Source organism: Herbaspirillum sp. NPDC101397, assembly GCF_044767325.1.
Classification (GTDB): Bacteria; Pseudomonadota; Gammaproteobacteria; order Burkholderiales; family Burkholderiaceae_D; genus Herbaspirillum.
Genome location: NZ_JBIWNS010000009.1, coordinates 203,703 through 228,859, shown reverse-complemented (window position 1 = coordinate 228,859; position 25,157 = coordinate 203,703). Strand labels below are relative to the sequence as shown.

At 57.0% G+C, this 25,157-nt stretch carries 29 protein-coding genes; 23 read left to right on the top strand and 6 right to left on the bottom strand.

Annotated features, from left to right (window positions below; all coding sequences use genetic code 11):
• Positions 1 to 66 precede the first annotated feature (66 nt).
• The 4 genes from rplI to rpsF are packed head-to-tail and all read right to left on the bottom strand — an operon-like array spanning position 67 to position 1,560.
• Positions 67 to 519: a 50S ribosomal protein L9 gene (gene rplI / locus ACIROW_RS21540; RefSeq protein ID WP_116435565.1), complete on the bottom strand. Its 453-nt coding sequence runs from the start codon at positions 517 to 519 to the stop codon at positions 67 to 69.
• A gap of 26 nt (positions 520 to 545) precedes the next feature.
• Positions 546 to 830 carry a 30S ribosomal protein S18 gene (gene rpsR, locus ACIROW_RS21535; protein ID WP_007882558.1) on the bottom strand — a complete coding sequence of 95 codons (285 nt, stop codon included), beginning with the start codon at positions 828 to 830 and terminating at the stop codon, positions 546 to 548.
• 33 nt (positions 831 to 863) lie between these two features.
• Entirely contained in the window at positions 864 to 1,157 is a 294-nt protein-coding gene (priB, locus tag ACIROW_RS21530) for a primosomal replication protein N (protein ID WP_402278717.1), read from the bottom strand.
• A gap of 34 nt (positions 1,158 to 1,191) precedes the next feature.
• Entirely contained in the window at positions 1,192 to 1,560 is a 369-nt protein-coding gene (gene rpsF, locus ACIROW_RS21525; RefSeq protein ID WP_016833918.1) for a 30S ribosomal protein S6, read from the bottom strand.
• 252 nt (positions 1,561 to 1,812) lie between these two features.
• On the opposite strand from rpsF, the gene lexA reads away from it, so the two are divergent.
• The 10 genes from lexA to ACIROW_RS21475 all read left to right on the top strand — a co-directional run bounded on the left by lexA (position 1,813) and on the right by ACIROW_RS21475 (position 11,907).
• The gene (lexA, locus tag ACIROW_RS21520) at positions 1,813 to 2,463 is read left to right on the top strand and encodes a transcriptional repressor LexA (protein ID WP_402278715.1); all 651 of its coding nucleotides are present in this window, start codon (positions 1,813 to 1,815) and stop codon (positions 2,461 to 2,463) included.
• A gap of 187 nt (positions 2,464 to 2,650) precedes the next feature.
• Entirely contained in the window at positions 2,651 to 4,618 is a 1,968-nt protein-coding gene (locus ACIROW_RS21515) for a tetratricopeptide repeat protein (protein WP_402278713.1), read from the top strand.
• Positions 4,619 to 4,953: 335 nt separating this feature from the next.
• Positions 4,954 to 6,042, top strand: coding sequence for a flagellin (locus tag ACIROW_RS21510; RefSeq protein WP_402278711.1), 1,089 nt, complete (start codon positions 4,954 to 4,956; stop codon positions 6,040 to 6,042).
• A 77-nt stretch (positions 6,043 to 6,119) separates the two neighbouring features.
• Positions 6,120 to 6,479, top strand: a complete 360-nt coding sequence (locus ACIROW_RS21505) for a flagellar protein FlaG (RefSeq protein WP_402278709.1) — start codon at positions 6,120 to 6,122, stop codon at positions 6,477 to 6,479.
• Between the two features lie 229 nt (positions 6,480 to 6,708).
• A complete protein-coding gene (fliD, locus tag ACIROW_RS21500; protein WP_402278707.1) occupies positions 6,709 to 8,778 on the top strand; it encodes a flagellar filament capping protein FliD in 2,070 nt (689 codons plus the stop codon).
• 26 nt (positions 8,779 to 8,804) lie between these two features.
• Positions 8,805 to 9,224, top strand: coding sequence for a flagellar export chaperone FliS (gene fliS, locus ACIROW_RS21495; protein ID WP_402278705.1), 420 nt, complete (start codon positions 8,805 to 8,807; stop codon positions 9,222 to 9,224).
• 52 nt (positions 9,225 to 9,276) lie between these two features.
• Complete coding sequence (locus ACIROW_RS21490) at positions 9,277 to 9,612, top strand: flagellar protein FliT (protein WP_402278703.1); 336 nt, start codon at positions 9,277 to 9,279, stop codon at positions 9,610 to 9,612.
• 2 nt (positions 9,613 to 9,614) lie between these two features.
• Positions 9,615 to 10,796 (top strand): flagellar hook-length control protein FliK, encoded by a 1,182-nt coding sequence (locus tag ACIROW_RS21485; protein WP_402278701.1) that lies wholly within the window; start codon positions 9,615 to 9,617, stop codon positions 10,794 to 10,796.
• Entirely contained in the window at positions 10,783 to 11,070 is a 288-nt protein-coding gene (locus ACIROW_RS21480) for an EscU/YscU/HrcU family type III secretion system export apparatus switch protein (RefSeq protein ID WP_402278699.1), read from the top strand. Before ACIROW_RS21485 ends, ACIROW_RS21480 begins: the two co-directional genes overlap by 14 nt.
• Positions 11,071 to 11,151: 81 nt before the next feature.
• Positions 11,152 to 11,907, top strand: coding sequence for a flagellar brake protein (locus ACIROW_RS21475; protein WP_402278697.1), 756 nt, complete (start codon positions 11,152 to 11,154; stop codon positions 11,905 to 11,907).
• A gap of 111 nt (positions 11,908 to 12,018) precedes the next feature.
• On the opposite strand, the gene fliE is transcribed toward ACIROW_RS21475, so the two are convergent.
• Positions 12,019 to 12,360 carry a flagellar hook-basal body complex protein FliE gene (fliE, locus tag ACIROW_RS21470; protein WP_402278695.1) on the bottom strand — a complete coding sequence of 114 codons (342 nt, stop codon included), beginning with the start codon at positions 12,358 to 12,360 and terminating at the stop codon, positions 12,019 to 12,021.
• Positions 12,361 to 12,628: 268 nt separating this feature from the next.
• On the opposite strand from fliE, the gene fliF reads away from it, so the two are divergent.
• The 13 genes from fliF to fliR all read left to right on the top strand — a co-directional run bounded on the left by fliF (position 12,629) and on the right by fliR (position 23,817).
• A complete protein-coding gene (gene fliF / locus ACIROW_RS21465) occupies positions 12,629 to 14,392 on the top strand; it encodes a flagellar basal-body MS-ring/collar protein FliF (protein WP_402278693.1) in 1,764 nt (587 codons plus the stop codon).
• On the top strand, positions 14,385 to 15,380 hold the full coding sequence (fliG, locus tag ACIROW_RS21460; RefSeq protein WP_402278691.1) for a flagellar motor switch protein FliG: 996 nt from the start codon (positions 14,385 to 14,387) through the stop codon (positions 15,378 to 15,380). The genes fliF and fliG overlap by 8 nt, the downstream gene beginning before the upstream one ends.
• Before the next feature lie 80 nt (positions 15,381 to 15,460).
• Positions 15,461 to 16,159, top strand: coding sequence for a flagellar assembly protein FliH (gene fliH / locus ACIROW_RS21455; protein WP_402278689.1), 699 nt, complete (start codon positions 15,461 to 15,463; stop codon positions 16,157 to 16,159).
• Between the two features lie 54 nt (positions 16,160 to 16,213).
• A complete protein-coding gene (fliI, locus tag ACIROW_RS21450) occupies positions 16,214 to 17,617 on the top strand; it encodes a flagellar protein export ATPase FliI (RefSeq protein WP_402278688.1) in 1,404 nt (467 codons plus the stop codon).
• A gap of 37 nt (positions 17,618 to 17,654) precedes the next feature.
• On the top strand, positions 17,655 to 18,095 hold the full coding sequence (gene fliJ, locus ACIROW_RS21445) for a flagellar export protein FliJ (RefSeq protein WP_053197188.1): 441 nt from the start codon (positions 17,655 to 17,657) through the stop codon (positions 18,093 to 18,095).
• A gap of 20 nt (positions 18,096 to 18,115) precedes the next feature.
• Positions 18,116 to 19,378, top strand: coding sequence for a flagellar hook-length control protein FliK (locus tag ACIROW_RS21440; RefSeq protein ID WP_402278686.1), 1,263 nt, complete (start codon positions 18,116 to 18,118; stop codon positions 19,376 to 19,378).
• Between the two features lie 112 nt (positions 19,379 to 19,490).
• On the top strand, positions 19,491 to 20,012 hold the full coding sequence (gene fliL, locus ACIROW_RS21435; protein WP_402278684.1) for a flagellar basal body-associated protein FliL: 522 nt from the start codon (positions 19,491 to 19,493) through the stop codon (positions 20,010 to 20,012).
• 4 nt (positions 20,013 to 20,016) lie between these two features.
• Entirely contained in the window at positions 20,017 to 21,030 is a 1,014-nt protein-coding gene (gene fliM, locus ACIROW_RS21430; protein ID WP_116435545.1) for a flagellar motor switch protein FliM, read from the top strand.
• Entirely contained in the window at positions 21,023 to 21,472 is a 450-nt protein-coding gene (gene fliN / locus ACIROW_RS21425) for a flagellar motor switch protein FliN (protein ID WP_016833952.1), read from the top strand. The genes fliM and fliN overlap by 8 nt, the downstream gene beginning before the upstream one ends.
• Positions 21,469 to 21,936: a flagellar biosynthetic protein FliO gene (gene fliO / locus ACIROW_RS21420; RefSeq protein WP_402278681.1), complete on the top strand. Its 468-nt coding sequence runs from the start codon at positions 21,469 to 21,471 to the stop codon at positions 21,934 to 21,936. The genes fliN and fliO overlap by 4 nt, the downstream gene beginning before the upstream one ends.
• Positions 21,923 to 22,693: a flagellar type III secretion system pore protein FliP gene (gene fliP / locus ACIROW_RS21415; protein WP_402278679.1), complete on the top strand. Its 771-nt coding sequence runs from the start codon at positions 21,923 to 21,925 to the stop codon at positions 22,691 to 22,693. The genes fliO and fliP overlap by 14 nt, the downstream gene beginning before the upstream one ends.
• Positions 22,694 to 22,702: 9 nt before the next feature.
• On the top strand, positions 22,703 to 22,972 hold the full coding sequence (gene fliQ, locus ACIROW_RS21410; RefSeq protein WP_116435543.1) for a flagellar biosynthesis protein FliQ: 270 nt from the start codon (positions 22,703 to 22,705) through the stop codon (positions 22,970 to 22,972).
• Positions 22,973 to 23,013: 41 nt separating this feature from the next.
• Complete coding sequence (gene fliR, locus ACIROW_RS21405; protein WP_402278677.1) at positions 23,014 to 23,817, top strand: flagellar biosynthetic protein FliR; 804 nt, start codon at positions 23,014 to 23,016, stop codon at positions 23,815 to 23,817.
• A 192-nt stretch (positions 23,818 to 24,009) separates the two neighbouring features.
• Here the strand turns inward: fliR and flgL are convergent, their stop codons facing one another.
• Positions 24,010 to 25,143 carry a flagellar hook-associated protein FlgL gene (flgL, locus tag ACIROW_RS21400; protein WP_402278675.1) on the bottom strand — a complete coding sequence of 378 codons (1,134 nt, stop codon included), beginning with the start codon at positions 25,141 to 25,143 and terminating at the stop codon, positions 24,010 to 24,012.
• Positions 25,144 to 25,157: the final 14 nt, after the last annotated feature.

Sequence of the window (25,157 nt, the reverse complement as noted above, 5' to 3'; positions counted from 1 at the left end):
AAAATAAAAAAGCCAGGCGAACCCGGCTTCTTTATCAAAACAGATGGAACGACTTGGCGTAATGAATTACGCGTGGTCGCCCGCAACAGCAACAGTCACGTCAACCACGACGTCGGTGTGCAGAGCAACCGACACAGCGTGATCGCCAACGATCTTCAGAGGACCTTGTGGCAGACGAACTTGCGCCTTTTCGACCGGGAAACCTTGCTTTGTCAGCGCGTCAGCGATGTCAAAGTTGGTCACGGAACCGAACAGACGACCGTCAACGCCGGACTTCTGGGTGATCTTGACTGTCAAGCCGGCCAGTTTTTCGCCTTGGGCTTGTGCTGCTGCCAGCTTTTCAGCGGCGGCTTTTTCCAACTCGGCGCGCTTCGCTTCGAATTCAGCGATAGCGGCTGTTGTGGCGCGGCGCGCCATGCGTTGCGGGATCAGGAAGTTACGTGCGTAACCGTCCTTGACGCGGACGACTTCGCCCAGACCACCGAGATTAACGACTTTTTCCAACAGAATGACTTGCATGTTTTTCTCCTATATCTCGTCGTCAATTACGCGTTGTGCAGATCTGTGTATGGCAGCAACGCGAGGTAGCGTGCGCGCTTGATCGCTGTGTCAACTTGACGCTGATAGTGTGCCTTGGTGCCGGTCAGACGTGCTGGCATGATCTTGCCGTTTTCTTGCACGAAATCCTTCAGAGTGTCGACGTCTTTGTAATCGACTTGCTCAACACCTGCGGCTGTGAAACGGCAGAATTTTTTACGCTTGAACAGCGGGTTTTGCTGTTGGCGTTTTTGCTTCAACTTGCTTTTATCGAACTTTTTACCGAATGCCATTTTGCGGCTCCTGATATCTAAAATTGAGTGGTTCTAAACTACAGATTCAAAATCAACGATGTGAAACACGATGCTTTTGCTGTTGCGATTCCTGCGCGCCATGAAACCGCTGAACTTGAGCATCTCGCCGAGACCGGCCCGGTTAAGCCGACCTGAAATTTCGCCTGCAGCGAATGCAGTGATTTCAAACTCGACCAACCTCTTGATGCCCGCTTCCGTCTGCTCCGATTGGTGCTGCAACTTCGCAGTCACTACCGGGATGCCTGCCGGGGTGTAACGTATGACGTCACGCTCGGCGATGGTGGCAACAAACTGAAAGTGATTCACGCTCCCTGATGCTTTTCTATCGCAATGTCAGCAATTAAGCCGCTGGTGCTTCTGCGCGATTGCTCTTTACTGCGTCTTCCTTCTGGACAGCCTTCAGGATTGGCGAAGGACCGGTTTCGGCCTTCTTCATCTTGACTGTCAGGTGACGCAACACTGCATCGTTGAACTTGAAGCCGGTTTCGATTTCGGCCAGAGTTTCGCCGTCAACTTCGATATTCAGGCAAACATAGTGTGCTTTTGCCAGTTTTTGGATTTGGTACGCCAATTGACGGCGGCCCCAATCTTCGACACGGTGAATCTTGCCGCCGCGTGCAGTAACGATGCCTTTGTAACGCTCGATCATCGCTGGAACTTGCTCGCTTTGGTCCGGATGGACGATAAATACGATTTCATAATGACGCATGTAGACTCCTTTATGGACTGATTAACAAATCGCCCACCTCGGCGTCAAGACGAGTGTGGGAAGAGGAAAGCCCGCAATCATATACCAGAACGCCCAAAACCTCAATACTTTCAGGCATTTGCCGTGGAACAGCGCCCACAGATCGGAAAACGGTCGATGACATGATTTCAATATTGCAGATTGACACTGCTTTATAACTGTATAAAAATACAGACTGTTTATGCAACCAGCATAACTTCCCCGAAAGCCGACATGCTCAAACTGACCGCTCGCCAGGAACAGATTCTGAATCTGATCAAAGACGCCATCGAAAACACCGGCTTCCCGCCTACACGAGCAGAAATCGCCAATGAGCTGGGCTTCCGCTCCGCCAATGCCGCCGAAGAGCATCTGCAGGCGCTGGCGCGCAAAGGCGCCATCGAAATTTCTCCGGGCACCTCGCGCGGAATCCGCCTGCGAGATGGATCGATTACCAATCCTGGCCGCCAGATGGCGCTGCCCCACCCTGCACTCATGCAGCTGTCGCTGCCGCTGGTCGGCCGCGTCGCTGCCGGCTCGCCGATCCTGGCGCAAGAACATATTGAGAGCAATTACAACGTCGACCCGGCGCTGTTTTCGGCCAAGCCGGACTACTTGCTGAAGGTGCGCGGCATGTCGATGCGCGACGCCGGCATTCTGGACGGCGATCTGCTCGCGGTAAAAAAGGCCGATCAGGCGCGCAATGGCCAGATCGTGGTGGCGCGAATCGGCGATGACGTCACGGTCAAGCGCTATCGCAAGACCGGCTCGCTGATCGAGTTGCTGCCTGAAAATCCCGACTTCAAGGTGATCAAGGTCTCATCCGAAGAGGAAAACTTCGCCCTGGAAGGCTTGGCCGTCGGCTTGCTGCGCAGCTGGAATTGATTTCGCCTCGGACCCCACCCAAACTAAAGCCCGCTAAATCGCGGGCTTTTTTTACGTCTGTTTGCCAGATCGAAAGCAGAATTGCATCATATGATACCGATAGCTAACTGCGACCGGGCAAAGCATTGCAAAAATAGCTTTTCCGCTCGCAAAGCAGCACCATTACTCAATCCGGTAAGGAACCACAATGTCAACGCGTAGCAGCAACAAGCCCGCCAACAAGAGCGCTCAACCCAACATCAAGGATCTCCTGGCCGTAAGAGAATGCTTAAACTTGCTGGATGATCACAAAGTCGACGCAGCAAAAGAGCTGTGTGCCCAAGTGCTCAAACGCGCGCCAAATCTGGTCTATGCCAACCATGCATGGGGCCTGGTCGCCATGCATGAGAACGACTTCATCGGCGCAGAAGCCGCCTTGCGCAAAGCGGTGGCGGCAGATCCGACCAATTCGGAATATATTGCAAACTTGGCCACCTCCGTCCTCAAGCAAGACCGGATCGACGATTCGATCGCGCTGTACGAGGAAGCCATCAAACTCAACAGCGAGAATAAAGACGCGCGTATCGGCCTCGCCAACGCCCTGCATGAAAAGAACGATCCGGATGCTTCGATCGCCTATTTCGAGGATGCCGTCAGACGCAATCCTGAGGCGCCCGGACCGCTGTCCCACCTTGGCAAGGCACTGATTGATGCAAAGCAATATAAGGAAGCGATCAACGTACTGTTCAAGTCACTGCAGTTGCAAATAAATTTCGCGCCGGCACACACCAATCTGGGCATCGCTCTCCAGGAAATGGACATGCTCAAGGATGCACTGGAAAGCCATAAGACGTCCTTGCTGCTGGATCCGACCGACATCTACGCGCAGACCAAGATCGCCGACACCTATATCAAACTAAAGGAATACGACAAGGCCAACGAGCATTACCAGCGCATCATCGAACTGGCCCCCAAAGATCCCAACAGTTATACGAAACTCGCCTCAAGCCTGTTTTCCCACCAAGATCGCTATGAAGAAGCCATGGCGCTGTTCCATAAGGCACTTGAAGTCGATCCGAAACACCCGTTGACGCACAACAATATCGGCGCGACGATGTACGATTACGGTGAGACGGTGTCCTCACTGCAATATTTCAAAGATGCACTCGCGCTCAAACCCAATTATTTGACCGCCCAGCACAATCTTGCACTTGGACAACTTCTGGCAGGCGACCTGAAGGATGGCTGGGCCAATCATGAGAGCAGACTGGAAGTCAAAGAGCGTCGCCACGTCTATAAATTGATCCACAAGCTTTTCGAACTGATCCCGAAATGGGATGGCAAGTCTTCGCTCCAGGGCAAATACATTCTGCTGATGCACGAACAAGGCTTCGGCGACAGCATTCAGTTCGTACGCTACGTCCACAAGTTGCTGGAACAAGGCGCCCGTGTGGCGCTGCACGTCAAGGATCCGTTGGCCCGCCTGTTCCGCAGCGTGTCCGATCAGGTGACACTGGTGCGTGAGAACGATCCTCTGCCCAAGTGCGACTACGCTTACGTGCTGATGAGCCTGCCGCACGCGCTCGGTACCGATCGCGTCGAAGACATCCCTTCCTATCCGTTCTATTTATCTGCCGATCCGCAGGACATCAAGCGCTGGAAAGACAAAATGGACATGTTCGCAGACAATACCGGCGACCTGCGCGTCGGCTTCGTCTGGGCCGGTAATCCGGAGCATGGCAATGACCGGAAACGTTCCATTCCACTTGAGACCTTCGCTCCTCTATTTAATACGTCCGGTGTCCAGTTCTTTTCCATCCAGAAAGGACTTGTCACATCTGAGTTGGCCAAGCTCCCTAAAGAATTGCCTGTGTACAATATAGGCGATGCCCTTAATGACTTTGCCGATACGGCCGCGGTGATGGCCAATCTTGACCTGATCATCAGCGTCGACACTTCTGTGGTCCATCTGGCCGGCGCGCTCGGCCGGCCAACCTGGACGTTGCTGGCCCATACGCCCGACTGGCGCTGGCTGAACGACCGGGAGGATTCGCCGTGGTATCCGAGCATGCGCTTGTTCCGCCAGCCAACTCGCAACGACTGGCCTGCGGTTATCAGCAAAGTAGCTTCGGAGCTCGCAATCCTGGCACAAGAAAAGAAAAAAAGGACAGCGTAATCAAATACTTGCCGCATTCACCCTATGCGGCAAGTTGCAAAAAAGTCCGCTGAAAGCCCCCTCGCCACCTTTCTACGCCTCAAAACGGAACTTTTCAAGAATACCTACTAAAGTTTTCTTAAATAGCGTCGAAATAAGATTTGCTTGACGTATAGAAGCACGCAGTTTTAGGTCGGACAGCATTGGAAAAATTTTTTTGCGATAAACATTAAACTTTTTCCGATACCGTCCGATATAGCTAACAACAGCGGTTTGAACGCCTGAGGCTTTAGGTAAAAACCAAAGTTAAGCACTGAAACTCGGATTTATCGGCCTCAAATCTTAGGAGAATTAACATGGCATCAGTCATTAATACCAATATTGCGTCGCTTAACACGCAACGCAACCTCAACATGTCGCAATCGTCGTTGAACACTTCGATTCAACGTTTGTCTTCCGGTCTGCGCGTCAACAGCGCAAAGGACGACGCTGCAGGCTTGGCAATTGCCGACCGCATGAATGCTCAGGTCAAAGGCCTGGCAGTTGCGCAACGTAACGCCAACGACGGTATCTCCCTGGCTCAAACCGCTGAAGGCGCACTGAGCACAGTTACCGACAACCTGCAACGTATGCGCGAACTGGCGGTTCAAGCTTCCAACGGCTCGAACAGCGCTCAGGATCGCAAGACCCTGAACGACGAATACAAGCAACTGTCGGACGAAACTTTCCGCGTTCTGAACGGTACAAACTTCAACGGTCAAAACCTGTTCACAGGTATTGGTTCCGGTGCAAGCGCTGGTACAGGTTCCGACAGCGCCAACGTTTCGGCTTCCCTGACACTGACTTTCCAAGTCGGCGCCAACGTTACCGACAACAAACTGAACGACCAAATCAGCATTTCGCTGTCCGACTTGTCCAACGACAAGACCATGGCTAACGTCATCGGTACCAGCGCCAAGGGTCTGATTGGTCTGGGCACGACAACTTCGGTTGATGCTGCTCAAGTGACTTACACTTCGGCCAAGGCTGCTCTGGACAGCTTGTTCTCGACAGGTTCGACACTGACAGCAACAGCACTGGCAGCTTCGGCTGTGACTCTGCAAAGCGCTATCGACAGCGCCAAGCTGTCGCTGGACAAGGCAATCGCCGATCCATCGGCACAAAGCGATGCACAAAAAGCGATCAAGAACCTGGACAACGCGATCAACCTGATCTCGTCCAAGCGCGCCGAGTTCGGTGCGGTCCAAAACCGCTTCAGCGCCGTCATCAGCAACTTGCAGATTTCGAGCGAAAACATCACCGCCTCGCGCAGCCGTATCATGGATACAGACTACGCGGCAGAAACTGCAAACCTCACACGTGCGCAAATTCTGCAACAAGCAGGTACGGCGATGCTCTCGCAGGCGAACTCCGCACCGCAAAGCGTCCTGTCTCTGTTGAAGTAGTCTTAAGAGCCATGTAGGATAATATGCGGAGAATATGTAGATATTCTCCGCATATTCCTTGATGAAGGAGTAAAAACATGTCGATTTCCCCGCTTAATATCACAGCTGCAGGTGACTCCGGTTCGTACGTGCCGGTGCAGCCGTCCAACACCAAACCAGATCCAGTGGTATCGACAGTTGCGCCTGCAGCAACCCCGCAAGCGCAGCGTTCCACCGAAAGCGATGTGGCCGATGCCGTCGATAAATTGAATGACTTTGCAAGCAAGAACGCATCGGATCTCAATTTTTCGCGTGATCAGGAAACCGGCAAAACGATTGTGAAGGTTGTTGATACGGCAACTGACGTCGTCATTCGCCAGATTCCTACCGAAGAAGCCGTTGCTATCGCAAAGTCGATTGATAAGATGCAAGGTTTGTTGATCAATCACAAGGCGTAAGTCTGCTACGAACTGTTGGAGCATTTTTAATATTCATGCGCAAGCGCAACATTTTGCGCATGGTATATTTCGCCCCGATAGTTCATAACAGATTTCATTTTTCTGTTGCATGTCATCAGAACCCCATCAAGAGTTGACACTCAATTGATGTGAAGCCAGCCAGCTTTATCACTCTTGTCTGATTTCAGCATCGTGTTTTGCGTTCAACGCATAGAATTCAGGAGATAGCATGGCCACCTCTACCGGGACAATCTCGACCTCGGCCGGTCCCCTCGACGTAGCGACCCTCGTTTCCAAACTGATGGGCGCCGAGGCAAAGGTTCTTGATCCGCTCACCTCGCAAGCCAGTAGCTACAACAGCCTGATTTCCGCCTACGGCAATCTGAAGAACGCTGTTTCCACATATCAAAGCGCCTTGAAGGCGCTGACTGCAGCAAGCTTCGCCGCGCAAAAATCCAGCGTGTCCAATAGCGGCACAGGCACACCGCTGACGACTGATCCGTTCACGGCCGACGTAAATACCGACAACTCCACCAAGATCCTTGCGCAAAAGATCCAGTCGGCGGGCTACTCCAGCTCGCAACAGTTCACTGCCGGCGACTCGATAGCGATCAAGATCGGCACCAATCCACCGACCTTCGTCACTCTGCAGGCAAACGCCACCCTGGCCGGCGTTCGTGATGCAATTAATGCCTCCAAGGCAGGCGTCACCGCCAGCATCGTGACTGACGGCACCGGCGATCACCTGGTCATGGAATCGAACACTGCAGGTACCGCCAACACCATCAAAGTGCAGGCAAACAATAGCCTTGCCGGCCTGGCTTACGATCCCTCGAGCTCGAATCCGAGCACCGTGACTCAAATCCAGGCACCACGCGATGCAACTGCGGCAGCTTCAGGCACCTATTCCGTGTCGGTATCGCAATTGGCGCAAGCGCAAAAAATCACATCTACCGGTTTTGCTGCGGGTTATGCGTTCGACACCGGCATTCTTGCAATCAAGACGGGCACCGGCTCGACCGCCATCATCAAACCGGCGACCAATACATTGGCCGGCGTACGCGACGCCATCAATGCTAGCGATGCAGGCGTGAGCGCCACCATCGTCAGCGATGGCACAGCTGCCCATCTGGTTCTCACTGCCAAGGACAGCGGTTCCGCCAATTCGATTCGCGTCAGCGGCACCGGCAGCTATGCCGCGCTTGCCTTCGACCCGAGCGGCAAGTATTCCTCGCCGGGCGTCACCCCTGGCCAGACTTATGACGCTGGCACAGGCGCGCTGACGCTGAAAGTCGGCAATACGACCACTAATGTCGCCTTGTCCGGTGCGGGCAAGACTTTGCAGGACGTGCGCGACGCGATCAACACCGCCAATGCGGGCGTTACTGCCAGCATTACCAATGACGGTACGCAAGACCATCTGGTCCTGACGCCGTCCGGCACCGGTGCGACCAGCCCGGTGTCACTGACCGGTACCGGCGACTTTTCCAACCTGTCCGGCAGCACCATGGGGCAACTGCAAGCTGCCCAGGATGCGAAACTGAGCATTGACGGAACCGCCGTCACGAGCGCATCGAACACCGTCACGGACGCGATTTCTGGTGTGACGCTGAATCTGACCAAAGTCACCACGGCGGCGGATAATTTCTCGTTGACCATCTCCAACGACACGACTGGCGTGACGTCCACCGCGACCACCTTCGTCTCCGCGTACAACGCGCTTGCAAAGTCCATCACATCTCTCACCCAACAGACGCCGTCGACCACGCTCGGCCAGGCCGGCACCTCCTCACCACTGGCTAGCGAGAGCTCGGTACAAAGCATCCTGACCCAGTTGCGCAGTGCATTGCTTGGCAACGTCCCAGGGGGCAGCGGCATCAGTTCGCTGACCGACATCGGCATCGGCTTCCAAAAAGACGGCACGCTGGCGCTGGATGCGACCAAATTGTCGACTGCGACAACCAAGAATTTTGCGGGCATTGCCAATTTGTTCACGTCGACCGCGACCACCAATGCCGACGGTACGACTACCGGAACCAATGGTATTTTGACCAGCGTGCAAAAATTGGTCGACGGCTTCCTCGCTGATGGCGGTATTATTGATACCAAGACCAAGGGATTGCAGGCCAGCCTGAAGATCAACACGGATCGCCAGACTGTCATCAGTACCCGCTTGACCAATATGCAGGACCAATACACCAATCAGTTCAATGCACTGAACTTGACGCTGGCCAGCATGGCGGCTACGCAAAGCTATCTGACGCAGCAGTTGGCCAATCTGCCTAAAACCGGCAGCTGATCGTTAAGCGAACACAGGAGAGGATAATGTTCGGAACCATGCAACGAGGCGCAAATGCCTATGCGAATATCGGTGTTGAAACCGGTGTTATTGCAGCAAGTCCGCACAAGCTGATCACCATGCTGTTCGACGGTGCCTTGGTCGCGATTGCAATGGGCCAGAAATACATGTCGGCCGGCGACATCAAAAACAAGGGCGAATCGATCACCAAGGCCATCCTGATCATCGAGAGCGGATTGCGCGCCAGCCTGAACAAGAACGTCGGCGGCGAGATCGCCATGAACCTCGACGCGCTGTACGAGTACATGGGGCGTCGCCTGCTTTCGGCAAATATCGAAAATTCGCAGGAAACTCTGCACGAAGTGCATGACTTGCTCGACGGGCTGCGTGATGCATGGGAACAGATCACCCCAAACGCGGCTGACAGCTCCCAGGCAGCCGCCTGATCTCGACAAGCGACGTTTTTCTTCACTCACAGTCACCCGAAAGCAAAACACCATGGACGGTGCAGAAGTCATTTCCCTTTACGAGTCGATTGCCGATCTGACCGACCAGATGTTGGCCGCAGCACGCAAGGAAGACTGGGCATTGCTGACCAAGCTCGAAGCCGACTGCGCGCATGTCGTCGACTTTCTCAAGCGCAACGAACTGCAGGTCGTGCTCAGCGACGACCGGCGTGACCGCAAGATCGAGATCCTGAAAAAAATCCTGGAAGACGATCGCGACATCCGCAAGCTCACTGAACCAGGCCTGCAAAAACTCTCGTCCCTGATACAGAGCACCAGCACTGAGAGAAAACTGGCCAATACCTACGGCATGAATCAACGAGGCTAGCAATGATTCCCCGGGCCGACATAGCGATGACCGTCCAGCCCGTAGCCGCCGTCGATGCGCCAACGGCGATAGTCTCGGTCGCCGACGCAAAGCAGGAAGCCTTCAGCCGCCTCGCGCAAATCGCCAACGGCCAGCAACTGCAGGCCAAAGTTCTCTCTACCTACAACGACGGTAGCTATCTCGTTCGCATCGCCAATACTGCTGCGCGTATGGTCTTGCCGACCTCCACGCGCACCGGCGACACACTCCAGCTGACCATGGTCGGCAAGGATCCGCGCCCTACTTTCCTGCTGACCGAAAGTTTCCGCGGCGAGGATGAGGAGAGCACGGAAGTCTCGCTGAGCACTGCCGGCCGGGCGATGGAAAAGGACATGAAGTCGCTCAAGGCGACTCAGCAAGGCCTCACCAACGTCGGTGCGCGCGACAATCAGCTCGACGAGGGCGACGCCAAGAATGCAGCGCCGAACCAGCTTGCGCCCGAAAGCACCAAAACCTCACTCAGCAGCGCCGGCAAGCTAGTCGACGCCCTGCTCCACGCCTCCGAAGAAAGCGACCTGCCCAGCGCCATCAAGCCGAGCCGCCCGCTGGTCGCCAATCCGACCAGCAACACCCCGCAACTGGCAGACGCCCTGCGCGACTCGGTCGCCTTGAGCGGCGCTTTTTACGAGTCCCATGTGGCCGAATGGGCCGACGGCAAGCGACCGATGGCGGAACTGCTCAAAGAACCCCAGGCGCAACTGGCGCAACTGGCGCAGCAGACGCAGTCCGGAGTGGCCAGCCTGCTCAACACCACGGACCCCGCCAATACGCAAATGGGGCAGTTGATCAACCTCCAACTCAATGCGCTGGAGCAACAACGCATCGTCTGGCATGGTGAAGTCTGGCCAGGCCAGCAGATGGAATGGGAAATTCACCGGGATAGCCCTGACCAGCAGCAGCAAGCCCCCCAGGAAGACGAACACGCGCCCTCCTGGCACAGCGTGGTGCGCTTCAACTTCGAACATCTGGGGGCGGTATCGGCTTCGATACGACTTATCGGCCAGCAGATCCACATGCAGGTGCGCACCGACAACGATGTCACCGCAGCGGCCTTGCGCGCCAACGGCCGCATGCTGTCCGAATCCATGGAAGCGGCCGGCTCTTCTCTCGACTCCTTGATTGTGAAACGGGATGAACAAGCCTAAGCTGCCCTACCAGAATGCTGTTGCGCTGGCCTACAATACCAATCAGGCGGCCCCCAAGGTCGTCGCCAAAGGCAGCGGCCTGGTCGCCGAAGCCATCATCGCGCGCGCCAAGGAAAGCGGCGTATTTGTGCACGAATCAAAGGAACTCGTCTCGCTGCTGATGCAGGTGGACCTCGACCAGCAAATTCCCCCCGCTCTTTATCGTGCGGTGGCGGAACTTTTGGCTTGGTTGTACCGCATTGAAAATATGCAATTGGACGGCAGTGATGTATGATTAGGGGTTAGATTAAATACTGCCCTTTTGGGATATAAGTCTACCCTTCTATCCTTTGATTTGAGACGCATAGACGCACAGATGGCAAACAACGACGAGATTAAAGACGACAGCCCGTACCGCGTACATTCGCGCCGGGAAATCGTATCCCTGCTGAATAGCATGATGGAACGCAATCAGCTGCTGAGCCTGCTCATCAAGGGTGGCTCAGAGTCTATTATCACGTCGATTCTGGACATCGATGAAGACGCGAACAGCGTCGTCATCGACGCGGCGCCAAGCGCCTCGCTCAATCTCAGCATCCTGCAAAGCAACCGCATCGGTTTTGAAGCGCTGTACAACAATATCCGCATCACGTTCAACGTCGACCGGGCGAAGCACTGCGAATTCCAATCGCGTCCGGCGCTCAAGATCGATATTCCGGAAAGCCTGGTGCGCCTGCAGCGCCGCGAATATTTCCGCATTCCCACGCCGATCGCCAAGCCTTTGCGTTGCACGTTCCGCGTGACGCAGGATGACGGCTCATTCACCACGATCGTCACGCTGCTGAACAATATCAGCGCCGGCGGCGTTGGCCTGACTGATGAAAAGAAGATCCTGGACAGCACAGTCGGCCGCGTTTACGAAGACGTTTCGCTCGAAATGACTGACAACACCATCGTCACCGTGAAGCTGGTGGTGCGCGACTGCAAGGAAGCCAAGCTGACTTCCGGCAAGACCGTCAATCGCTTCGGCTGCGAGTTTGTCGATCTCCCCCGCGCCGTTCTGGCGGCGGTTCAGCGATTCATTACCAAACTGGAGCGCGAACAAAACGCCAAAGCATCGGGGATGATGTAAGTCAGGTAATCCCGCGTCGCAAAATGCGCCGCGCAATAAAAAGAGCTGCCGCGGCAGCTCTTTTTATTTCATCCGACAATAAACGGCAAAGAATCGCCGGAAAAATGCCGGTCACACCTGCATCGTCATGATGTCGCGATAAGCCGAAACCAGCTTGTTGCGCACCTGGATACTGGTCTGGAAGGAAATACTTGATTTTTGCATGGCAATCATCACATCCGACAAATTGATGTTGTCGTCGCCCATGGCGAAGGCTTCAGACATCTTCTTGGATTTTTCTTGCGATGCATTCACTTCATCGAGCGAATTTTTCAGAACGCTGGCAAAATCTACTCTGGACGCAGGTTTTTCGCCGCCGGTGATACTTTCCACCGGAGCAACATTTCCCTGAGCGCGCGCAGCAGCAGCCTTCAGCTGGGACACCATCGCTTCAATCCTGCTCGTATCGATCATACTCGTTGCCAATTTTGCACCTCTTCGAATTCAATCAAGCATCTGCGATTACACCTCGCAATCACAATTCCCGCTTCTACAACGGCAGATTAGCATGCCATCCCCTGCATTTCGCAACAATAAGCGGGGAAATAGCCATTCTGTTCCAGAGATCAAATTTTCGCTCTGGCAGGACAATCCACACTAAGCAAAAAACCTATATGGGTAGGGAAGCAGTGAAGCAAATCATACATAGCCACAAGCTCGGCAGCACATGCAAGGGGAAATCATGGCGGTAGCAGCCGATGGCACGCTGACCAACGACAGCAATGCCTCAGCCACGGACGGCACGACTTCGGGAGAACATTCGTCCCAGGAGCCGCCGCGCAATGGCGTCGTTCGCTATGCGCAATCGCCCCAGGGGCGCCGCGTCCTGCTGATGGTCGCTGCAGCAGCGGTCATCGCCTTGATGATCGGCATCTGGATGTGGAGCCAGAAGACCGAATACCGGGTCCTGTTCTCCAACTTCTCCGACCGCGACGGCGGCGCCATTGTCGCGTCCCTGCAGCAAATGAACGTGCCGTACAAGTACTCTGAAGGTGGCAGCGCCATTCTGGTGCCTGAGACCATGGTGCACGACGCACGCCTGAAACTGGCGTCGCAAGGTCTGCCCAAGGGCGGCAACGTCGGTTTCGAACTGATGGAAAACCAGAAACTTGGCGTGTCCCAGTTCCTTGAACAAGTTAACTTCCAGCGCGCCCTTGAAGGCGAACTGGCGCGTTCAATTCAATCACTGTCGGCAGTGCAGGCGGCCCGTATCCACCTGGCCCTGCCCAAGGCGTCGGTGTTCGTACGCGACCAGCAAAAGCCGACCGCCTCTGTCATCCTCAGCCTGTATCCTGGCCGCGGACTGGACGCCCAACAAGTCAGCGCCATCGTCCACCTGGTGGCCAGCAGCGTTCCCGAACTATCGCCCAAGAGCGTGACGATCGTCGACCAAAACGGCAATCTGCTGTCGGACACCACCAAGCAGCCCGCCAACGGCCTTGATCCGACTCAGCTCAAGTACGTTCAGGATCTGCAGCAGGACATCATCAAGCGCGTCGAATCGATCATCGCTCCTATCGTCGGCACGGGCAACGTTCGCGCCGAAGCGACCGCCGATGTCGATTTCTCGCGCAGCGAACAAGCGGCAGAAACCTACAAGCCTAACCAAACTGCCGATACCGCCGCCGTTCGCAGCAAGCAAAGCAGCGAATCGCAAAACGGCAATTCAAGCACATCCGGTATCCCGGGCGCGCTGACTAACCAGCCGCCTGCTCCGGCCACTGCACCGATCGTCAATCCGCCTGCGGTAGCGGGTACTGCGGGCGCCGCCGGTACGGCAGCTGCACCGGCAACCAGCTCCGGCACCTCGCATAAAGACGCAACGATCAACTACGAGGTCGACAAGACCGTACGTTACGTCCAGCAACCAATGGGTGGCGTCAAGCGTCTGACGGTCGCGGTGGTGGTGAATTACAAGCGCACCATGGATCAGACCGGCAAGGTCGTGATGAAGCCGCTGACCGAAGCCGAGCGCAATCAGATATCGGATCTGGTCAAGGAAGCCATGGGCTTCAACAAGGATCGCGGCGACTCGCTGAATGTGGTCAACACACAGTTCAGCAGCGAGATGGAACCGGAATTGCCATTGTGGAAACAGCCGGACATGATCCAGCTGGCCAAGGAAATCGGCAAGTACGTCCTGCTGGCGGCCGTGTTGCTGTACCTCTACTTCGGCGTGCTGCGCCCGATCATCTGGAAGCTCTCCGGCCGCGAAGAACGCGAAGCCAAGGAACGCGCCGAAGCCGAAGCCAAGGCTGCCGCCGAAGCCGCCGCCGCGATGTACGATCCGGACAATCCGGACGCCATCGTCGAGCTGTCGCCCGAAGCAGCAGAGGCCGACGCCCGCTCCGAGTACAAGAAGAATCTCGAATCCGTCAAGCAACTGGCCAAGTCCGATCCGAAACTGGTTGCAAGCATCATTAAGGCATGGGTGAACAATGAGTAACGAAGGCGTTCAAAAAGGTGCCATCCTGATGCTGGCGCTGGGCGAGGACGAGGCCGCCGAGGTCATGAAGTACCTCGGCCCCAAGGAAGTCCAGAAGCTGGGCGCGGCCATGACCACCTTGAAAAACATCAGTTTCGAGGAAATCAACGGCGTGCTCGATGATTTCCTGGCCGAGACAGGCCAGGCGTCGTCGATCGGCCTCGATTCGGACGAATACATCCGCAGCGTGCTGACCAAGGCGCTTGGTGACGACAAGGCCACATCCCTGCTCAACCGTATCCTTGGTGGTCGCGACGCCAGCGGCATCGAAAGCCTCAAGTGGATGGATGCGCAATCGGTCGCTGAACTTATTCGCAATGAACACCCTCAGATTATTGCGACGATCCTGGTTCACCTCGAACGCGATCATGCTTGCGATATTCTCAACAATTTCACCGAACGCCTGCGCAACGATGTCATTTTGCGTATCGCAACCCTGGATGGCGTGCAGCCGACGGCATTGCGCGAATTGAACGACGTGCTGACCAAGCTGCTGACCGGCAACGAAAGCCTGAAGAAGCAACAAATGGGCGGTATCCGCACTGCTGCGGAGATCCTCAACTTCATGTCCGGCGAGAGCGAAACATCGGTGATGAGCAATCTGCGCGCCTACGACGAAGACATGGCGCAAAAGATCATGGACGAAATGTTCGTGTTCGAGAACATCATCGACATCGACGGCCGCGGTATCCAGCTGCTGCTGCGCGAAGTGCAATCGGAATCGCTCATCGTCGCACTCAAGGGCGCCTCGCAAGCGCTGCGCGACAAGATTTTCGGCAACATGTCGCAACGTGCTGCGGAAATGATGCGGGAAGACCTGGAATCCAAGGGACCTGTGCGGCTGTCGGAAGTCGACGCGCAACAAAAGGCCATCCTGCAAATCGTCCGCCGCCTGGCCGACGAAGGCCAGATCGTGCTCGGCGCGAAGGGCGAAGATGCATTCGTCTAACGCCGCTGCGACCGGCGCATGCTGCCCCCATGGCCGCATGACGCCGATTGCATCCATGGCTCAGCCTCACCGGATCTGAAATGGCTTCAAGAAACAACATCATTCCCAAAGAACAGATGACGCCTTACCAGCGTTGGGAAATGGCGTCCTTCGATGAGCCGCAGGAAGAGATTCCGACGCCCGAAGAACAGTTTGTCGAAGAAATCCCGCCGCCGCCCTCGCTGACCCTTGAAGAGATCGAGGCCATCCGCGAGCAAGCGCGCCAGGAAGGCTACGCCGAAGGCCAGCAGCAAGGCATGCAGGCAGGCCGCTCGGAAGGCTACATGGCCGGTTTGCAGCTAGGCCAGACGGAAATCAACGAGACCATCCAGCACCTGCGCCAGATCGCGGTGTCGTTCGGCACGGAAGTTTCGCAGACCAGCGAAACCATGGCGCCCGAATTGCTCAATCTCGGTCTCGATATCAGCAAGGCGATGATCAAGACGGCACTCACCGTCAAGCCGGAACTGATCCTGCCGACCATCAGCGCCGCGATCCATTCCTTGCCAAGCTTGCAGTTGCCCGCCCTGCTCTATTTGCAGCCGGACGATGCTGCACTGGTGCGTGAACATCTCGGCGAAGAGCTCAGCCAGAACGGTTGGCGCCTGGTCGAAGACCCGGAACTGCAACGCGGCGGCTGCCGCATGGAAACCGGCACCAATCAGGTTGACGCCACCATGCAGACGCGCTGGCGCCGCATCGCCGAATCACTCAGCAAACAGCTTGACTGGCTGGAGTAGCGCCATGCGAGCACCACTCCCCGCTGTCTCGCTCAACGTGTACAAGGTGCAACGATGAATTCGCCGATGCCCTCCCATTTCAGCCGCTGGCAGGCCTATCTGCATAATTGCAGCGGCCTGGTGGCGATGACTGAACCGACGCAGCTTTCCGGACGCATTACCCGCGTCGCCGGACTCGTCATGGAAGCAGTCGGCCTGAAATTGCCGGTCGGCAGCCCGTGTACCGTCCCGCTGCCAAATGGCACCCTGATCGAGGCAGAAGTCGTCGGTTTCCAGGATGAACGCCTGTTTTTGATGCCACAGAGCGATGTCGAAGGCATCGTGCCGGGCACCCGAGTCTATCCGGTCGAGCCAGTCAAACCGCCGCCGCGCACCGGCCCGATCGCCTACATCCGCCGTACCGACGAACACTCGCGCCGCCTCCCGGTTGGCGATGAATTGCTGGGCCGTGTGCTCGACGGTGCCGGACGTCCGCTCGACAATCTCGGACCGCTGCATACAGAAAATTCAGCCCCGCTCAGCGTGCGCGCCGCCAATCCGCTGGGACGCGCACCTATCGAAGACATCCTCGACGTCGGCGTACGCGCCATCAACAGCATGCTGACAGTCGGACGCGGCCAGCGCATGGGCCTGTTCGCGGGTTCCGGCGTCGGCAAGAGCGTTTTGCTCGGCATGATGGCCCGCTACACCAGCGCCGACGTCATCGTGGTCGGCCTGATCGGCGAACGCGGCCGCGAAGTGAAGGAATTCATCGAACACATCCTTGGCGATGAAGGCATGGTCCGTTCGGTCGTCGTAGCCGCACCTGCCGACACGCCGCCGCTGATGCGCCTGCAAGGCGCCGCCTATGCGACTGCGATCGCCGAATACTTCCGCGACCAGGGCAAGAACGTGCTTCTGATCATGGATTCGCTGACCCGTTACGCCATGGCGCAACGTGAAATCGCCCTGGCCATCGGCGAACCGCCGGCCACCAAGGGTTATCCACCTTCCGTCTTCGCCAAACTGCCGGCGCTGGTCGAACGCGCCGGCAACGGCGACGTCGGCGGCGGCTCGATCACGGCGTTCTACACCGTCTTGACCGAAGGCGACGATCAACAGGACCCGATCGCTGATGCGGCGCGCGCGATTCTCGACGGCCACATCGTGCTTAACCGGGTGCTGGCCGAGGCCGGGCACTACCCGGCGATCGATATCGAACAATCGATCAGCCGCGCCATGCACAGCATTACTTCCGCGGAACATCAGCGCGATACACGTCGGCTGAAACAGTTGTACTCCCGCTATCAACGCAACCGCGACCTCATCAGCGTGGGCGCGTATTCAGCCGGATCCGACCCGGTGCTGGACCAGGCGATCCAGTTGATGCCGCGTATCGAGGCGTTCTTGCAGCAGGGCATCCCGGAACGCGCAGGTGTTTCCGAGAGCTTGGGGCAACTTACCGCTCTATTCCAGTGATTGAGCACTTCGCCCCGAAAATATAATCAAAGTTACCATGGCTACGACCACTGCACTCGAAACGCTGATCGAATTGGCGACCAAAGAGACCGACGAAGCGACAAAACGCTTGGGCCGGTCTGTTCGTACGAGTGAAGAGGCGCAGCAGAAACTTGTCATTCTGGAACAATACCGTGACGACTATGCCTTGCGTTTTCAGGAAAGCCTGTCCTCCGGTTTGACGGCGATGAGCTATCGGAATTTTCAGCTGTTTATCGAGAAAATCGACAGCGCCATCACAGGGCAGCAAAATGTGGTGAAAAACGCCCAGCAACGCGTGGCGGAAGCACGGGCTGCATGGCAGGCATGCGAGCGCAAACGGATGTCTTATGACACACTGGCGACGCGGGCGAAACAAACGGCGCAATTGCGCGAAACACGACGTGATCAGAAGCAGACGGATGAACAAGCGTCGCGGATCACGTTTTACAAACGGTAGGCTAGGAACTGGCGGAAACGATGAAAACACAATTGCCGATCTTGAACGTCGCAAACCTGCAGAACTCTGCACGCCCTGCCACGCAAGCCGACTCTTTCACGGCCGAGGTTCCGTTCAACCAGGTGTTGAACAAGGAAGTCAGCAACCGCAACACCGAAAATCAAAGCAAGCCCAGCGATGCCGCCAAGGACAAGTCGCCGGAACCGGTCAAAGCCGCTCCTGCACCAACCGCCTCGACGCCGCCAAAGTCGGATACGGACAAGACCGCTTCATCCGACGAGAAACAGGATGAAGACCAGGCTGCCGAGGACGCCAGCGCCGCTACCGATGCCGCCTCTGCACAGCAAATGCTGGCACTGGTCACCAACATGGGCCAGATGAGCATTCAGCCGCTGTCCAAGAAAACCACTGACCAGGACATGGATGTCCTGGCCGGCCAGAAAGGCAAGAAGCCGATCGGCGAGATCGGCACCGAGGCGAAGACCGACCTTGCCCTGGCCGATACTGAGGGTGACGACAAGAGCAAGGGCAAGAACAACCCGCTCGACCTGGCGGCGTTGAAGGACAGCGAAAAAGACGCAACGGACGGCAAGTCAGCGCTGCCAACACGTGCCACCACCGAAAAGAGTCAGGCCGAATCGCCGGTAACCGCAAAGTCCTTCCAGGCAGATTTGCAGGACTCCGCCGCTGCAGCCCGCGCCGCCAAGGTCACGCCGGAAGTCGCTGTCAAACCAATCGAAACACCCGTGCAACCAACCGCCGCCACCGTGGTCCCCGCCCTTCAACAGGCGATGTCCCTGAGCCAGCAAGCCGCCATCAGCGGCCAGGCAGTGCAACGCCTGACGCCGGCCGTCGGCAGCCAGGGTTGGGATCAGGCCGTCGGCCAAAAGGTGCTGTGGATGGCCAACGGCGGCCTGCAAAGTGCATCGCTGACGCTGAACCCACCGGATCTGGGCCCATTGCAAGTGGTCCTGCACGTCAACAATCAACAAGCCGATGCGACCTTCATCACCGCTCAGCCCGAAGTCAAGCAGGCGCTCGAAGCCGCCATGCCAAAGCTGCGCGAAATGATGGACCAGGCGGGCATCCAGTTGGGCCAGGCCACCGTCAACACCGGCAACCCGAACCAACAACAAGGCGCGAACCAGCAACAACAGGCGCGCGGCACCAGCGGCAACTCGTCGAACTTTGGCGGCCGCGACAATGAAACAGACGTCAATGTGGCCGTCGTGCCTCGTCCGGTCGCTCGTGGCGGCCAAGGCCTCGTGGACACATTTGCATAAGTTGGACAGCATTCAATAAAAACAGGTGTTCAGCCGGCAGTATCAATATCGGCGGTTTCTTGCCGATAGTATTGTGATGTGCTCAACGAACACGCACGAAAGGGAAAATTAGATGGCAACAAAAGCAGCAAAACCGGCAGCCAAGGGGGCGGACGCTGCAGAGGCGGCACCGGCGAAATCGAAGAAGATGCTCTTCATCATCATCGGTGCAGTGCTGGTGCTGGCAATCGGCGGCGGCGCAGCCTTCATGCTGATGGGCGGCAAATCCAAGAAAGCCGATGAAGAACACGCCGAAGAAAAGGCCACCTCGAAGGTGCCTGTATTCGTTGTCATCGAACCGTTCGTAGTGAACCTGCAGCAGGAAACCGGCGACCAGTTCCTGCAAGTCGCCTTGACACTGCAAGTGCCGAACGCGGAAACCGCCGAAAGCCTCAAGGTCTTCATGCCGCAAGTGCGCAGCCGTCTGCTGATGGTCCTGTCGAGCAAGAAGGCTTCCGAGCTGCTGACCAGCGAAGGCAAGCGCAACCTCACCGACGAGATCATCGATCAGTTGGGCGAGCCGTTTGCCGGCGGCGGCAAGGGCCCGTCGATCACCGACGTGTTCTACACCTCTTTCGTCATTCAACAGCAGTAGCATCATGGCAGAACACTTTCTATCGCAGGAAGAAGTCGATGCACTCCTAAGAGGAGTGACGGGGGACGAAGACGAAGAAAAAAGCGTCGAAGAAACCCCCGGGACGGTACGCAACTACAATCTTGCAACGCAAGAGCGTATCGTTCGCGGCCGGATGCCGACGCTTGAAATCATCAACGAACGTTTCGCCCGCCTGTTCCGCATCGGTTTGTTCAACTTCCTGCACCGTACCGCCGAGATTTCGGTCGGCCCGGTGAAAGTCTCGAAGTACAGCGAATTCATCCGCAACCTGGTGGTGCCGACCAACCTGAACCTGGTCCACATCAAACCGTTCCGCGGTATCGGCCTGGTGGTTTTCGATCCGCAGTTCGTGTTCCTGCTGGTGGACAACATGTTCGGTGGCGACGGACGCTTCCATACCCGCATCGAAGGCCGCGAATTCACGCCGACCGAGCAACGCATCATCATGCGCGTGCTGGACATCGTGTTTGAAAACTATTCCAAGTCGTGGGAGCCGATTTACCCGATTGAATTCGAGTACATCCGCTCGGAACTGAATACCCAGTTCGCCAACATCGCCACGCCCAATGAAGTTGTGGTGTCGACCTCGTTCACCATCGAACTCGGCCCCGTCAGCGGTGAAATCCACATCTGCACGCCGTATTCGATGATCGAACCGGTCCGGGACAAACTCACCAGCAGCATGCAAGGTGAAGCCCTGGAAGTTGACAAACGCTGGATCCGCCTGATGAAGCAGCAGATCCAGACCGCTGAAGTTGAGCTGATTGCCAACTTCGGCACCGCCCGCGTCACATTTACCGATTTGCTGAACATGCAAGTCGGCGACGTCATCCAGCTGCAGACCGCCAACCCGGTCACCGCGCAAGTCGATGGCGTTCCCGTGATGGAGTGCAGCTATGGCAAATTGAATGGTCAATACGCGTTGCGCGTAGAAAAACTGCTATCCATCACGCACAACGAAACACCAGAAAGTATTCAAGGAGAGCAGAATGGCTGAAGATAACGTTGACCAAACAGCGGCGGAAGACGATCCGTGGGGCGCCGCGTTGGCCGAGCAAACAGAAGCGGAAGAGTCGCAGAAGAAACACATTCCTGAAGAAGAAGGCCTGACAACCAAGCCGGCCGAAGCAACCATCTTCAAGGATCTCAGCGCATCTGATATTCAGACCAACACGCCCAACGACATCGACTTCATCCTCGATATTCCCGTCCAGCTGACGGTGGAACTGGGTCGCACCAAGATCGCCATCAAGAACCTGTTGCAACTTGCGCAAGGTTCCGTGGTGGAACTCGACGGCATGGCCGGCGAACCGATGGACGTGCTCGTGAACGGCTGCCTGATTGCACAAGGCGAAGTGGTGGTGGTCAATGACAAGTTCGGTATCCGTCTGACCGACATCATCACTCCTGCAGAGCGCATCCGCAAACTCAATAGATGATCCGTCCGCGCCGTCCCCGCAACCTGCTGACCTGCATCCGCTGCAGCATCGCCCTCGTGCCGGCAGCGCTTGCCGCCGGCGCAGCGCGTGCGGCGGAACAGCAAACAGCCCCTGCATTGCCCTCCACTACCGGCAGCGTGTTCACCATGCTGCTGGGGTTGACGGCCGTGCTGGCGATCATGGCCGGCATCGCCTGGCTGTTCAAGCGCAGCGGCCTGGTGCAGCGCGCGCAGGGCAATGCGGTCGCCAAGATCATTGGCGGCGTCAGCGTCGGCACGCGTGAGCGCGTGATGGTCATCGAAGTCGCGGATCAATGGATCGTCATCGGCGTTGCGCCGGGACGCGTCAATACACTGGCCACCATGCCTCGTCAGGAACACGTTGCAGCGCCGGCCTCGGCCGCCTCTGCCAACTTTGCATCCTGGCTGAAAAACACGATCGACAAACGTAATGGCAGCAGTTAGAACTTCTTCGGTACGCTCATCTCTCTGGCTGCGCCTGCTGCCGGCTCTCCTGCTCTGCCTGCCGCTTGCGGCGGCGGCGCAACAAGGATTGCCGGCTTTCACCAGCACGCCGGCGCCAGGCGGCGGACAGACCTACAACCTCAGCATCCAGACGATGCTGTTGCTCACTTCGCTGTCGTTCATTCCGGCGGCGCTGTTGATGATGACCTGCTTCACACGCATCGTCATCGTGCTGTCGCTGCTGCGCCAGGCCCTGGGTACGCAATCGACGCCGCCCACGCAAGTGCTGGTCGGCCTGTCGCTGTTCCTGACCCTGTTCGTGATGGGCCCGGTGTTCGACAAGATCTACGCCGATGCCTATCTGCCATTTTCCGAAAACAAGATCTCCATGATCGATGCGATGGAAAAAGGCGCCGGGCCGCTCAAGGAGTTCATGCTCAAGCAAACGCGCCAGTCCGACCTCGCCCTGTATGTCAAGCTGTCGCACAGCCCCGACCTGCAAGGCCCGGAAGACGTGCCGCTGCGCCTGCTGATCCCGGCGTTCATCACCAGCGAACTGAAGACCGCATTCCAGATCAGCTTCGCCATCTTCATTCCCTTCCTGATCATCGACATGGTGGTCGCCAGTATCCTGATGTCGATGGGTATGATGATGATGTCGCCGGCGATCGTGTCCTTGCCGTTCAAGCTGATGCTGTTCGTGCTGGTCGACGGTTGGCAGTTGCTGATCGGCTCGCTGGCAGAAAGTTTTTACTAAGGCCCCGCCATGACACCAGAAAGCGTAATGACCCTCGGCCGCCAAGCCATGGAAGTCACTCTGATGATCGCCGCGCCGATGTTGTTCACCGCGCTGATCATCGGCCTGATCGTCAGTATTTTTCAAGCCGCGACACAGATCAATGAAGCCACGCTGACCTTCATTCCGAAACTGGTCGGGGTCTTCCTTGCACTCATCATTGCCGGTCCGTGGATGCTGAGCATCATGCTCGATTACATGCGCCTGATGTTTACCGGCATTCCCGCCATGGTGCAGTAAGGCATGCAAGGATTGCCACGCCCACCGGCAATCGCAACATCATGATCAACGTCACCAGCGCTCAGCTCTACATCTGGATTGCCGCATTCATCTGGCCGCTGACGCGTATCCTCGGATTGCTGGCTGTCGCGCCGCCGTTCGGCAGCGCCAGCGTGCCGATGCTGGTGAAGATTCTTCTGGGCGTCATGACCTCGCTGGTCATCGCACCCAACGTGCCGGTGCCGCCGGCGCTCGACCCGATGTCGATGACGGGACTGCTGATCCTGATCCAGCAATTCATCATTGGCGCGGCCATGGGATTCTCCGTGCGCCTGGTTTTTGCCGCAGTGGAAATGGCCGGGGAAATGACCAGCAACACCATGGGCCTGGGCTTTGCCGTCTTCTTCGATCCGCAATCGCAAGGACGCACGTCCGCCATCAGTCAATTGTTTTCCCTGCTGGCCACGCTGGTCTTCCTGAGCATCAACGGCCATCTGGTGCTGGTGGCCGTCATCGCGGACAGTTTCAACACCCTGCCGATCACCGCCGCCCCCGTCACTGCCGAAGGCTTCCATTACATTGCGCTCTCCGGCGCACGCATTTTCAGCATGGGGCTGCAGTTGTCGCTGCCCATGATCGTCGCCCTGCTGATCACCAACATGGCGTTGGGCATCCTGACGCGCGCGGCGCCGGCGCTGAATCTGTTCGGTATCGGCTTCCCCATCACGATGGTCGCCGGCTTCCTGCTGATCGCAATCTGCCTGCCCTACATGCTGACGCCACTGCAGCACTTCCTCAACGACACCATCGAAACCGTGCGCATGCTCGGCGGCATGGCGACCATCCCGCCGATACCCAAACGCTAGCCATACGGCGGGAGAGCCGGCGTTTTGCAACGTCGCGACAAACACTTCAAGCTTGACCAGACAAAGGATCCTGCTCGGCACAGGGCAAGAATCATCACGCCCTGATAGCGGACAAATGAATAAGCGGGAGAAGGACTGTTACAGAGAAGATTGAGACACCGGACGAACCTAAGTTCGCCCGGCCGGGAAGGATTACTTCAGATAGTTCAACAGCGTCAGGCTGCTGGTGGTAACGAAGGATTTTTGTGCAGCCTGCAGGTAAGTCTGCTGCAGCGACAGCGCGCTGATGTTTGCCGCGAGGTCCGACGGATTGCGCCCCAACAGGTCATTGACGCTTTGCGTGTACTGCTCCTTGAGCACGTCGCCGGTTGCGTTCAGGTTGTCGATTTCAGATTGACGTGCACCGACCGACGCCGTCGCGGCGCCGACACTGTTCATCTGCAGGTCAATTGCGCCACCGAGCTTGTTCAGGCCGCGGGTCAATGCCGCCTGGCTGCCTGGAATCGGCGTGCGGGCGGCATCCGCCTTGTCCGACGCCAGCTTGGCGTTGGCCGCCTGTGTCAACAAAGTTCCGTAATTCGGAGCGGTAGGCGAAGCGGCATCCACTGCTGCCTGGGCCGTCTTGTAGGCCTGGATAGGGAACTGTCCTGAGCCGGCCGGATATTCATAGGTATTGGCAGCCTGTGTATCGGCGTTATTGGCCGCTTCAGTCACCGGCACCTGCAACAGCGTGATCAGGTCCTGCATGTTCTTGAAGGTGTCCTGGCCCGCGCCCTGAAACACCGCCTGGCCGGAAACGCTGATTTCCATGTTGCGGGTCGAATCCACCTGCAACGACTGCTGGCCCTGGTCGCCGTTGTAGACGATGTTGCCCATGCTGTCGTAGTCGAAAGGCTGGGTGGTGGCCTTGAACCCCGAGAACAGGTAGTTGCCCAGCGCATCGGTCGCGTTGGCGAACCCCAGCATTTCTTTCAGGTTACCCTTGAGCTCGGTCGCCATGTTGGCACGTTCGCTGTTGGAGAACGCAGCGTTGCCGGCCTGGGTGATGTTCGACTTGATCTTGGTCAGCATCGCCGTGACGTTGGTCAGGGCCGCGTTCACCTGCGACAGCGAGCTGTCGGCATTGTTGCGATTGATCTTGTACTGATCGTTGAGCGCCTGCGTCTGCGACAGGTCCAGGGCGCGCGCAGCGGCCACGGCATCATCGGACGGCAGCAATACGGTTTGCTGCTGGGTAACCTGCTGGTTCAGCTTCAGGATCGAACCCTGCATGCTGGTCAATTCTGTGTTGCTCAGTTGATAGAGCATGCTTGTGCTAATACGCATTTTGATCTTCCTTA